This is a genomic window from Sphingobacterium sp. xlx-96 (genome assembly GCF_011007365.1).
Lineage (GTDB): Bacteria > Bacteroidota > Bacteroidia > Sphingobacteriales > Sphingobacteriaceae > Sphingobacterium > Sphingobacterium luzhongxinii.
This window is the reverse complement of sequence record NZ_WFKM01000012.1, coordinates 55187-68003: the sequence shown is the minus strand read 5'-3', so window position 1 is coordinate 68003 and position 12817 is coordinate 55187. Positions and strand designations below refer to the sequence as shown.

Genomic DNA, 12817 nt, shown 5'->3' with positions numbered 1-12817 from the left:
TTAAAGAATCTTCTGCGGGATTACTTTTTGATTACCAACGATTGTTTGACTTGGTTACGGTAAAAATCTATCGTTATCTGTGTATGGTATTCATCCCGTTTTATAATGGTCTTAAAATCTTTGACCGTGTGGACTGTTTCGCCTTGGCAGGCGACGATAACATCGCCTGTTCGCAAACCTCCTCGGTGTAATAGGGAGCTGTCTGCTAGTTTTACTATGCGTACTCCGGCTATGGTCGGTAAGCCGGCCGCAGACTGCTCGCCTAATGTTTCGACGGATTTAAATCGGCCTTCTTTCCAATCAAAATATTCACCGTCTTTATTCGATTTTTCCAATGTAATTTTTGGTATCTCTGGTTCGGCGGCTAGTGTACGCAGTCTTGGGGCGTTAACGCCAAAGTGGGACATATCAAAGTCTGTATATCCCCTTAGTGGGAAACCATCAAGACTAAAGTCGCCGGTAGAGGCATTCTTAAACTTGATGTTTTCCACAGCGATCGAATGCTGTTCTATGCCTTTTGCCTGATCCTTTTCCAGGTCTTTCCTATGGGTATAAAAATTGTAGTCTACTGTATCTCCCCAATAGTGGACCTGTATATCTTGATGGGGTTGCATTACGATATTATGACGAAACACATCGTGACTGTCCTTAAACCAAACATGTGGGTGAAACCCATTATTGACCATAATATTGTTGTATACCGTCCGGTAAAAACCTTCTCTAAGTTTTAGACCTCCGCTGAGGCACAGGTTATTGAAGATGCGGTAGTTGGAAGAACCGTCATCCAGGTCGATATCCCAACCGTGGTCGCATTGGAATCTATTATTGCGGATTAATGTGGTTTCTACAGCATCAAGTAAAATCCATTGGGGATGCTTCGCGACCAATGCATCCATTTGCGCTCTATTGGGATGCCAGAAGCGATCTCTGCCCCAAGAATTGAATGCGCCATGATCGCTGGTCTCCAGTACCGTATGAAAGACATCATTGAAGGCAATATCATGACCGCCCCAGGTGCCATCGCCGATATTTATTCCTGCTCGAGGTACCTGATATATGGTGTTGTGAAAGACACGTATCGAGGAGGCCATCGCTATCTGGACACCTGCGACTTGCTTTTCGATCAGACCAATATAACGAATCAGGTTGCCATGGGCTTCACACTGCGCGGGATAGTTCGTTGTTTTAGGGCCGCTTAGGGTATCCATATCTTGTTCTGCAACAAATTTTTCATACCGGAAAGCGGGGGAACGCACAGCATCGGCTGAACCAACAAAGTTGATGGCACCAGCGCCTATGCGTTCGATAAGATTGTCGCGGATAACAACAGCTCTATTATAATTACTGATGAATACAGCATTGCCGCCCAGATCGGAAAAGTCTGAATCGGAAATGGTACACTTGGTGGTGCCTTCGAGCTTGATAGCCCCTTGGCGATATATGGTCCAGTCACTGCGGAGTAGCGGTTCTGCCGTCTTCATAAAAGTAGGAGCCGTATGGATAAAACGAATGCCTTGGATATTAATATCATGTACTGGATTAGATGCTGTTCCTAGAAGGGTTATAATATTTTCTAGTAAGGGTGCTTCAAATGTTTGTTGATTGGGATCCGTACCAGAGTCAGGAAGGTAGTACAACGTGGCTGTCTGTTCATCAAGATACCACTCAAGGACTGTGTCTAATTCTTCAAAAACATTTTCGACGTAGCGATAGGTATCATGCATCTTGCTAGGTCTATTGTTTTGGGTGCCACCTTCGAATATTAAGTTTCCCTTGGGGTCTTTGGAAAGGACGCGATAGTGGAAGCCGCCCCATCTTCCGGCGTGTAGGGCGTGAACGATAGCTCCCTTGGGATCTTTCCATGCTGAGGTTCGCTCGGGAGAAATCGCGTCTGCAGCATAGCCGTTAAAGGGTGCTACTTGGGCGTCAAAATTAGGGTAGCGAGCGCGGACGAGTCTGTTCCCATCGGCGAATAACTCTTGGAAATTAAGTTGTTTCGGTACCTTCGCTTTCCAAAGGCCATTCTCTAGCTTCTCCCATTGTAGCTCCAATAGTTTGGATCCACTTAAGGTAACATTTCGCGCTATAGCAGCACGGATAGTGAAGGGGGAACCCTCGGTTCCCGATATTTCGGGATGAATTTGGAGAGGTTTATCCAAATAATATTTCCCGTCCATAAGAACAAGCTCGATTGCACCGGTGAACCCCTCTTTTTTAAGCTTTGATACGGCATCTATTCCAGCTTGTGGACTGGCATAGGGCTTAGACTTGGTGCCGGGGTTACGGTCATTACCGGATAGGGATACATAGATCGTTTTGCTGTTGGCAGAAGGCTGTGCGAAGACTCGAATCGACAGATAATAACACCCCAGTAAAATAAATAGGGTGAATCGGATTACATTGGTTAAGGTATAGTACATCCTTAAATATAGGTTTTTTTAGATTAATGTTGGATATAGTAAGGAAAAATAAGCTAGAATCAGCGCGTTACGGAAGTTTTTTTTCTGTATGGATTGGATTGGGACATCCTAATTTTGGCGTACCTGTAGTATAAACATGAGCGGTTGATGATCGCTACTATCTCGTGTGGAAGTAACACGAGGAGGTATTTCCTGACGAAGTACCTCCTCGTGGTGTATTTAGTTAGTATGTATATGTTTCTATGGATTTGATCTGATTATTTCCTTCGGTAAATACCAGGGTAGGCTTGTAGCTATCGGCTTCTTCGGGCGACATATTAATGAATGCCAAGATATGAATAGTATCTCCCACCTTGGCATGTAGGGCTGCTCCGCCATTCATACAGACCTCTCCGCTACCTCTTTTGCCGGGTAGCACATAGGTCATAATCCGACTTCCACTTACGGCGTTGTTGATATATACCTGTTCGTATTTTTTAATTCCAGCAGCATCCAATAGATCTGCATCAATAGTGATCGAACCGTTATAGGCAACATTGGCCTCGGTTACTTTTACCGTGTGTATTTTTGATTTTAGTAAGGTTAATTCCATGTTATATTGCTTTTGATAATTTTTTTGTTGTAGGTGTATTCTGTCTTTTTTAATAAATACTTGATTTCGTTTTGAAGAATAGTAAAATGGAGACCATCCATCTGAGTGGTAATTTCAAACGGTTTTGCGAGGTCTAGGTTTTGTTGGGGGCATATGGTCGCTATCCGATTGATCAACACCCCTGAAGAAGTATAGCTTTCCACCCAATAGTGGGATTCGCTTATGCCATCGTTAAGAACCTGAAACCACATGCCTTCACCTATACCACCTAGCCATTGGGCATTTTCACGGAGATTGGGTGGGAGTGCCGGGCGATCTAATTGCCCATTGTCGGTGTCACACCCAAGCGTGGATATGTGCTTGCTTGATAAATTTTCCTTGAGCAATTGCCAATGAAAATTTAATGAACTGATCCTGCCCATTCTTTGTTGTTGGACCATACCCTCGTGGTAACAGTGAATGGTATTATTCGCTCCCGTATTGATGATGTTACTCATCGGGCTTGGTTTCAATGTTTCTGGAAAATTGATTTTTTTGATACGCCGATCTTTTGGATGCATCCCAGCAACAAGGACTTGGGCAACGAAACGTGAGCAACTGTTATTGCCTTTGGCAATAGCACCGTAGGGAATCGGACCATTGGTAACTAACTGATCGGCAAACTTTTTTGCGGAGACGTAGCAGATATCTGGTGCAAGCGTAAAAAAGAGCCGCCCTCCTCCATGTGTAGCTTCTTCCATAGCACTTAGTTCGGTCAATATCTCATCTATATTGGTAATCGCTTTGTGTGACTTATCAAATGTGGCGATACGGTCTATTTGAAGTCTGGGATCAAAATGTTTGGATCGTGCGCGACCATCGCCACGTGGACTGACATAACGGCCAAAGTCATAATACTCGATGTTCCCTGTATTTTGGGAGATGAGAAGAATAGCAGCATGACCGACTTTGAAATTTAGATTTTTGACAATACCGCATTTTTTTAAAAATGCCATCCAACGTTCGTCTCCAAAAGCAGTCTGGTCTGGCCATGCCAAGGGTATGGCAAAGTCATTAAAACTTCTCATCATATTGTGCTAGCTCTTTTTTGAATGTCGGATATAGGCTGTTTAGGTAGCGGTCGCCATAGTCTGCAAATAATAAGACTATACGGTCGTCTGCATGTATCGGATGTTTCTCCGCATATCTTTCTAAGCCGCTGAGAACAGCTGCACTGGAAAAGCCAAGTAATATTTCTTCTTCTTCATAATAGGTGTTGGCCCAGCTTATACTTTCTGTTCGGCTCACCTGAAAGATTTCATCGATTACTTCTGGAGCGAATACAGTCGGAACGAATCTTCGACCTATACCATCTATTTTTTCCATAGTAGGCAGGGCTTTGGGAAGAGATCCATGACTTTTTAAATGGGATAGTATAGAACCGTTAGGTTCTATACCGCATATCTGTATGTTGTGGTTTTTTGTTTTTAGATATTTGCCTGTTCCTGATATAGTTCCGCCTGTACCTATACCGGCAAAAAAATGGGTGAGCTTGCCATTCGTCTGTTCCCATATCTCGGGGCCAGTAGTCTGGTAATGGGAAAGTGGATTCTGGGGGTTGTTGTACTGGTCTGTAAAGTAGCAGTTTGGAGTGCTTTGGGCATATACAGAGGCTTGGTATTGGGTTGACCCCTTGTCAGATAGGCCATTTGAATTGTCACAAGCTATTACAGTAGCTCCCAGTCTGCGCAATAGGCTAAGCTTTTCGCGTGCACAATCCTTGCTGACGTAAATACGGCAGCCGTAACCGAGTTGCTGTGCGAATTGGGCTAGACCTATTCCCGTATTGCCGCTGCTGGCCTCCACGAGTGTATCACCTTGCTGGAGGAGACCAAGCTCGATAGCCTGTTGGATCATATACCAGGCAGGGCGGTCTTTCGAAGTTTTGTTAATGTTATAGAACTCTTTCTTTATAAATATACTACAGGCGTATTTTTCGGAGAGGTATGGGCATAGTTGTAGTGGTGTATTTCCTATTTTCGTAGTATCCAAATGGTATGATTTTAAAGTTTATTTATTGTTTATATAACGATATAATGACGTATTGTATTGTGTTTATTACCCTTTTTTATAACTTTTAACAGTTCAACGAGGTAAAAGTTTGCTGTAAAGAGGCAATAGATAGTTTTTAAAGTTTGTTATGAACTATTTGCCCTTATGAGTGGTTATGGAGATGAGACAACTGTAAAAACTATGAAGAAAACGAAGAAGATCTTTACGGCGCATTTTACGATATTGAAAAATGCGGTGTTGGGATTTATGAATGAATCGGCTTTAAAATACAGTGCTTCACTGGCTTATTATACGGTTTTTTCTGTAGGGCCTATCCTTGTTTTAATGATCGCATTGGCAGGGATTTTTTTTGGTGAAGAAGCTATACAAGGTAAGGTGTTTTCCGAGTTACGAGGTCTGATCGGTAGTAGTGTGGCATTGCAGGTACAGGATATTATTAAAAATCTTTCTCTTTCGGGCAAGTCGAATATGGCGCTTACCATCAGTGTCGTGACGCTTTTGATTGGTGCTACTACGGTATTTGGAGATATCCAAAACTCGATAAATAACATATGGCATGTACGCCCTAAGGTGAAGAAAGGTTGGTTGAAAATTATAAAAGACCGCCTACTTTCTTCGTCTTTGGTGATAGGCCTGGGTTTCTTGTTGGTAGTTACGCTAATCGTAAATGGCATTATAATAGCTTTGACAGATCGATTGCAGCGATTTTTTCCGGACACTTCGGTGCAATTGTTTAATGGGATAAATTTTTTACTGTCCTTTGGCATTATTTTTTTTATGTTCTGCATCATTTTTAAGGTACTTCCTGATGTCAATATCAAATGGCGAACAGTACGGTCGGGAGCACTGTTTACCGCGGTTCTGTTTGTAATCGGGCATTTTTTGATCGGTCTGTATATCGGAAATTCAGGCACCGAAAGCACCTATGGAACAGCTAGTGCTATTGTACTAATCCTGTTATGGGTATACTATACCTCGGCGATACTCTATTTTGGAGCTGTCTATACACGGGAATATGCGATCCATAAAGGCACGCCGATACAGCCCTCTGAGTTTGCGGTGTATGTTGAAGTCAAGGAGGTGGAGAAGGAGGTTAATGTAGTGCCGCCTGCTCCGTTGACAGAGCAGGAAAAGGCAATGGGCAAACGCACCAAATAGCTGTTTTTTCGCTGTTAAAGCTTGTAGGATACGCTAAAAAGACATGTTTTGGGATAATAGAGTGCTATCCTTCACTAGATGGTTTTTAAATTTTATGATAAAAGTGCTTCCTTGTCCAAGTTCACTTTCAATCTTAATCTCTGCATGTAGACGGTCAGCAATACGCTTTACGATAGATAGGCCGATTCCCGAACCTTCAAAGCCACTTGAATTGGACATACGTTTGAATATTTCAAATATATTTTCAACTTCATCTGCAGGGATGCCAATCCCGTTATCTGTAATACGGTATATAACATCGTCTTTAGTGAAATGACTGTTTATGCACACTTGCGGATATTCGGTCTTACTGCTATACTTGACGGCATTGGCCAGTACATTTAAAAAAAGTTGATACAATAGAGTTTTTTCTCCAACGATCGGATGCAGTTGTCCTATTTGAACATCCAGATCTGGGCAGTAATAGCGTTCTTTACTTTCGGCGATGATCTTATAGATGAAGGGTTCTGGATGTATGGTGTCATATTCAAAGTCAAAGGTCTTGGCTTTTGAGAATTCAAATACCCGTTGCATCATATTTGTCATCAGGTCTACAGCCTCCAGGATATTGGTGCTTACCTTTTTAAGAAACTCTTGTGGTAGGTTGTCTCGCTGCTGAATCACCTGTGCCGCCAGCTTTATGGAAGACAAAGGATTTTTTAGGTCGTGACTGAGCGTGTAGCTATAGGTGTCTAGTGTATTATTGACTTCTACGAGTCTTTCATTCAGCTCTTGTATTTCAGAAACTCTTTTCATGACAGCGTCCTGTACGATGTATCGCATACGGCGCATAAATAACAGTTCTCTTTTTTTCCATGGCGTAGCATGTCCTTTTACTTTCCGCTTCCAGGCCTCGAATGATGTTCGTGGGGAAGGGTATTGTACTTTCCCCCTTGGTTTGTCCACAGGAGTTTTTTTAGGATTTCCAGCCCAGGTTTCTTCAATCTCTATTTCTTTACGAAACCAATAGAGACTAAATTTTGGTTCACGCAATATGACGACTTTTGCCACACCTGGAAATGTCTCTTCGTACGCCTGATCCGCTAACGTAAAATTATGGTATGCAAGCAGTTCTTTTTGACTACGTTGATTGATAGCGAATTGAATTTCTCTAAAGTGCTGAAGGATAGGTGATTCACCGTATAGATAAACACCATCAGGGTGTTGAATTGCCAAGCCTTGTGCCGATACCATATTGCAGAGGGAAGGAGCACTGTCGGCCAGGACTTCGAGTATTTTGCGATTGACCAAGAGCTTTTCTTTCAACTCTAACTCCAAGGATTTGATCTTTTTATTGTATTGTAGGTCTATTTCTCGTTGATGTGCGAGATGTCGATTTACGGCATATTGAGCCAAGAAGACGCACAGGTGACGCTGTGCCAGATCGACCATTTTAGGATTTCGGTGTTGACAGGTTATGAGTCCCCACAGTTGACCGTCCATAAGTACGGAAAAGCTGGCACTGGCACGTACCTGCGCATGACGAAGGTACTGGAGGTGGGTGGGCGACAAGGCGCGGATACTGGATTTACTTAAATCTAGGGGATCAGTCTCCTTGCTTAATAAAGAGTACGTTGGAGCATCAACATCTACTGTATGACGGGCTATAAAATGGGTGTACAATTCACGGGCCTGTTTGGGAATATCAGACTCGGGATACTTGTAGCCTAGTAGCGAAGTCATGTCGGGGGCGGTCTTTTCGGCAATGACCTGTCCGCTGCCATCATCCATAAATTTATACAGCATGACTCGGTCAAAATTGATCACCGTACTGATGCTGGAACAGAGTGCAAACCAAAGCTCATCTCCTGCAGCGTCCAAATGCCGCGCATGGGAATATAGTTTGGTATTACTTGACTTGCGTGTATTAATTTGCTCGAACTCAAAGTAAATTTTATGCTCAAGTTGATAAATACTCCAATGAAAGTCTCTCTCGTTTATTTTTATTTCTGAAACTTGTCTATATAATGGGTCTTCTTCAAATTTAGAAAAGAAAGTGGATAGGGTAGCGGGATCCAGTTTACTAATTGTCCAGAAGTCATTCAGGGGGCTCCCTAATAAATCACCCGCAGATAGGTTGAGCCAATCTCCAAAGTTATCACTGATGGCTATACACTGTAGGGCATAATCAAACACCACCAAATAACCAAACCCCTGAATCTGGCCACAAAGATGAATTGGTTCATCTTCGCACTGCAACCATGCTTTACCCATAAATAAACGTTCAAGGTATAAATATAACTTTATGAAGTCACTTCTCAAAGTTTTGAACGACTGTTCTAACGGTAAGGGTATAAATACGGGGGAAGAAAAAAAATACGGTTTAGATAAATCTACCGTATAAAGCTGACATATTTTATGTATTTACCATTCCTTTTTTTATCATTTCTAACATTGGGGGGGATGGATTCTTAAAGGTAGGTGCTTGCTCAACAAGACTTCCGACCCCTTTTTTGTTGATTTTAAAGGTAAGATCCATTTCGGTGGTAAATAACACTACGCTGCTGAACGGGTTTCGAATATAGTCGCTTAGTACGGTAAATACTTCTTCTTTGGTATGGAAATGTTCAATCTCTTCTGTTTTGTAGCAAAAGGTTAACGCGAAATCGTAACCTCCAGCATCTAAAAGATGAAGTCGTACATAAATGTTCTTTAACTCCGTATTACCTATCGTTTTGGCGAATGTCAATTTGGCAAATGTTCCTTGTTTGATACTTGATTTTATGTGTTCACAAAATTCGTTAAATACAATTTGATAGGGCATTTTAATAAAGTTTGAACGGCAAAATTACAAGAAGTAGTCGATAAGCGCGAGTTTTTTTATTATTAATTGCCTCCGTCCGCCCATCACGCATCTGTAGATGTAAACCTATCTTCTATACCATCGATTTTAAAGGCAGAATACGTCGTTTCTATAGGTTCTGTAGCTGTGCCCTTAACGGCGATATAGTATGCCTGCTGGAAATGGTATTAAAAGGCCGTTACTTCTTTGCTTCGTAGCGGTTCTACTTACGCGGAGAAAAGGAATTTTAATAGTTTTGCTTTTTGAACGCTGTCGGTGTAGTGCCGGTATGGCGTTTAAAGTATTTAGCAAAATTAGATTTATCCGAGAAGCCAAGTTCAAAAGCTACTTCGGATATGGAACAGGTTGTATAAAACAATAACCGCTTCGCTTCTTTGATAATATATTCTGCCAGAAGTGCAGATGCTGTGCGATTTGCGTTCTTTTTACAGACTGCGTTGAGATTCTGTGGGCTGGTGTTAAGTTTGACTGCATAATAAGCCACGTGGTTAATTACCTTTGCCTCACTATTCAACAGCGCATAGAATCGGTCGTATATGTTTTTAGTGGTGGCTTTAGCTTCATTTGAAGAGTCTACATGTTCTAATACCTTGGCCAGGAATGCTTTGAACAATCCCTCTTGGCAGGTTTTGTTACCTTCATTGACGAGTATACGCAATAAGGTTTCAAAGATCGCTCCCTGTTTAAAATATAGTGTATCATATTGACTGATGATGCCCACTAATCTATTGATTTCAAAATCAGCACTCTGCATCACAAAAGAATCCTTTATAAGGATAACAAAGCCTTTTACAGGATTGACCAATTCCCAATGGTGTACATTGTCTTTTCTGATGACTAAAAGACAGGGGGACTTGACGGTAGATTCGCGACCGTCAATCACATGTATACCCGAAGTGGACGAAAGGAAGACCAGTTCCAGATAGCCATTATGCCTATGCGGTTGGGTGATGTTTTTTGAACGGTCAAATTCAACGATCTTGATATGCCTTCGATCCTTGATTTTGTCTTTTACGATAATCTGTTTGTCAGCGTTCATAACTTACAATTATACAATAATCAAAATTAATAATAACCCATAATTAATGATCTTTCTATTTGTCTATAACTATAAATGGTAACTCTGGCAAAATAAATTAATAAATTAAAACCTTAGGCTGGCGTGCAGTGTGATTTTTTTACCATCATATCCCGGGAGAAATAGGTAAGTGTTTTTCTTCTTTTTTATACGATCTTCGAACAGCGGGAGTACCCAATACGATATTTTAGTACTTAAAATACCGATTCCAGCTCCCATGGCGACATCAGAAAACCAATGCTTGTTATTGTACATTCTAAAAAAGCCTGTTCCTGTGGCTACAGCATATCCGGCTATTCCGTACCAGATCGATTGATGCCGGTATTCTTGCCACAATAATTCGGCTCCTACAAACGCGGTTGCAGTGTGTCCAGAGGGAAATGAGTTATTAGCGGAGCTGTCTGGTCGCCATACGGTGCCTGTAGATTTTATGGTTATTACGGTGGTAGCCATAATAGCATTTGACAAGGCGGCTCGAAATAAGCGTTGTTTCAGGTTGTGCTTTGCCTTGATGCCTAAGGCATCAAGTGCAAATACACTGGCGGTACCGGCATATTGGCTGAAATCATCTATGGTGATTTTTTCGTCGATATTTTCCTGAAATTCGTTTCTGATTTCGTTGTTCTTCCCGATAAGATAGTGGCTTTCAAGACCCACGATGCCGTAGCCTATAAGTACTGATGGTACGATCAATTGTTTATAGTATTTTTTTTTCGGGCTTTTGGCCGTCTTGATGGTATCCGTGGCGCTAACTGTTGCTGACTGAGCTTTCAGTACGATGGGCAACAAAAGCCAGATAAATAATAAAAAGACTGTTTGTAGTCGGTTTAAGTTTGCCATACCATAGGTTTTGTTTTCACTGACTAAATATAGAAATAAAGAAGTGTTTTATAGCTTTTTTCTGAAAGTTTAGGTGTGCAGAGGCCATCAAGAACTTTTTTCATAACATTTTACTTTACTGTTAGCATTCAAGAGCTCACCCGATACAATCGGGTTGGGTTCATCGCTGTTGATGATTCAATGTAATCATGAGCGTATTTATCGATACAATCTACAAGGACATCGTATTATGAGCAGGTCAACCTAGGAATCATTAAATAGGATCAATAACTGGAATTGTCTTTTTTAATTTTTTTTTGATTTTCTTTAATAATGGGATATTAAATTCGATTTTAACTGTAAATTTATAGGTGTATAGTGTTAATTATCAACGGTAAATTTTGATTTTAACTATTTGGACATAAGCTATGAGAATGGATTGTTTAAATAAAATCGGATTATTGAGCCTTTTATACCTATTGGTATTTACTCATTGGGCATCAGCACAAGAAATTATACAAGATAGACGATTTGGGAAACTAACCGTCTACAGCCCTGAGGAATTTCCGAATAAGCCTGCCAAATCTTTAGTGTTGTTTATTTCCGGGGATGGTGGATGGCAATATGGGGTTATTAATATGGCTCGTGCTATTTCTAATCAGGGAGCGCTGGTTATTGGTGTAGATGCAAAATCCTACAGAGGATATCTCAATCAGCAAACTAAAGGTTGTTTATATCCTGCGGCTGATTTTGAGCAGTTGAGCCTATTTTTACAACGCAAATATAATTTCCCTACGTACCAAAAGCCATTACTGATGGGATATTCTTATGGTGCAACATTGGTGTATGCCTTGCTGGCTCAAGCACCTGCAGGCACATTCGCTGGTGGCATCGGATTGGGCTTTTGTCCTGATTTAGAACTGTCTCTTCCTCCTTGTAAAGGTAGTGGGTTGTCTTATAAAGTTATAAAAGAGCGTGAGCGTTATTATTTGAATAAGGTGCCTCATGTACCCAGTCCGTTTATCGTTTTGAATGGATTAAAGGATGAAACCTGTAACTACCAGTCTACTGCAGAGTTTCTCAAAGGTATCGGAAATACCAAGTTAGTAAGTTTGCCAAAGGTAGGTCATGGATTTTCTATAGCTGACCATTGGCTTCCTGATTATATAGTCGCCTATCAGGAGATTTTAAGAACTCAGCAAGCACTACCTAAAACGACATTAGCTTGGACAGGCGAATTAAAGACGCAAATGCCTATTCGAATAGTGAAAGCGGGAAATAGTTCCTGGAAGCAACTATTGTTTCTGATCTCAGGAGATGGTGGCTGGACAAGTTTCGATCAGGGGTTAGCGGATAGTTTTGCATCTAAAAATGTTAATGTTATCGGTCTGGATGCTCAAAAATATTTTTGGAATAAAAAGACGCCTGAAGAGACTGCAAAAGAAATAGATCATGTTTTGATACATTACCTGCAGCAATACCCGGATCTACGGATCACGCTGATGGGATATTCTTTTGGGGCCTGCGTTATCCCTTTCGTGGCGAAACGGCTGAGTCCTCTTGCTTTCAAGTCAGTTAACAATCTAGTTCTTTTAGCCCCCGACCAATATGGGGATTTTGAGATACATGTTGCCGATATGTTGAATTTAAATAAAGCGAAATCCGCTTACAATGTAGTTAGCGAAGTGAAAAGTCTAAAACACCTATTTAAGCTATTCATATTTGGCAGTGATGACGACCCCGGTCTGGTTCAGGTCTTTTCTCATGAGGGAGCGACAACCAAAATACTGCCAGGCGGACATCATTTCAATAATGACTTTAATGCTATTGTTAATCTCGCAACGCGTATAGACTAA

At 41.4% G+C, this 12817-nt stretch carries 10 protein-coding genes; 2 read left to right on the top strand and 8 right to left on the bottom strand.

Going from position 1 to position 12817, the window contains the following annotated elements:
- Positions 1-20: 20 nt before the first annotated feature.
- The 4 genes from G7B20_RS15465 to G7B20_RS15450 all read right to left on the bottom strand — a co-directional run bounded on the left by G7B20_RS15465 (position 21) and on the right by G7B20_RS15450 (position 5043).
- Positions 21-2420, bottom strand: a complete 2400-nt coding sequence (locus G7B20_RS15465; protein ID WP_164112328.1) for a PDZ domain-containing protein — start codon at positions 2418-2420, stop codon at positions 21-23.
- A gap of 223 nt (positions 2421-2643) precedes the next feature.
- Positions 2644-3012, bottom strand: coding sequence for an aspartate 1-decarboxylase (gene panD / locus G7B20_RS15460; RefSeq protein WP_164112327.1), 369 nt, complete (start codon positions 3010-3012; stop codon positions 2644-2646).
- Positions 3003-4082, bottom strand: a complete 1080-nt coding sequence (locus G7B20_RS15455) for a DUF6695 family protein (protein WP_164112326.1) — start codon at positions 4080-4082, stop codon at positions 3003-3005. The genes panD and G7B20_RS15455 overlap by 10 nt, the downstream gene beginning before the upstream one ends.
- Positions 4066-5043, bottom strand: a complete 978-nt coding sequence (locus G7B20_RS15450) for a PLP-dependent cysteine synthase family protein (RefSeq protein WP_164112325.1) — start codon at positions 5041-5043, stop codon at positions 4066-4068. The genes G7B20_RS15455 and G7B20_RS15450 overlap by 17 nt, the downstream gene beginning before the upstream one ends.
- A 201-nt stretch (positions 5044-5244) precedes the next feature.
- Here G7B20_RS15450 and G7B20_RS15445 point away from each other — a divergent pair, with 201 nt between their 5' ends.
- Positions 5245-6222 carry a YihY/virulence factor BrkB family protein gene (locus tag G7B20_RS15445; RefSeq protein ID WP_164112324.1) on the top strand — a complete coding sequence of 326 codons (978 nt, stop codon included), beginning with the start codon at positions 5245-5247 and terminating at the stop codon, positions 6220-6222.
- Positions 6223-6255: 33 nt separating this feature from the next.
- Here the strand turns inward: G7B20_RS15445 and G7B20_RS15440 are convergent, their stop codons facing one another.
- From G7B20_RS15440 to G7B20_RS15425, 4 genes are all read right to left on the bottom strand, one after another.
- Positions 6256-8475: an ATP-binding protein gene (locus tag G7B20_RS15440; protein WP_164112323.1), complete on the bottom strand. Its 2220-nt coding sequence runs from the start codon at positions 8473-8475 to the stop codon at positions 6256-6258.
- A gap of 142 nt (positions 8476-8617) precedes the next feature.
- Positions 8618-9025 (bottom strand): hypothetical protein, encoded by a 408-nt coding sequence (locus tag G7B20_RS15435; protein WP_164112322.1) that lies wholly within the window; start codon positions 9023-9025, stop codon positions 8618-8620.
- A gap of 265 nt (positions 9026-9290) precedes the next feature.
- Complete coding sequence (locus tag G7B20_RS15430) at positions 9291-10103, bottom strand: helix-turn-helix domain-containing protein (RefSeq protein WP_164112321.1); 813 nt, start codon at positions 10101-10103, stop codon at positions 9291-9293.
- Between the two features lie 105 nt (positions 10104-10208).
- Positions 10209-10982, bottom strand: coding sequence for a phosphatase PAP2 family protein (locus G7B20_RS15425; RefSeq protein WP_164112320.1), 774 nt, complete (start codon positions 10980-10982; stop codon positions 10209-10211).
- A gap of 413 nt (positions 10983-11395) precedes the next feature.
- Here G7B20_RS15425 and G7B20_RS15420 point away from each other — a divergent pair, with 413 nt between their 5' ends.
- Positions 11396-12817, top strand: a complete 1422-nt coding sequence (locus G7B20_RS15420; RefSeq protein ID WP_164112319.1) for an AcvB/VirJ family lysyl-phosphatidylglycerol hydrolase — start codon at positions 11396-11398, stop codon at positions 12815-12817.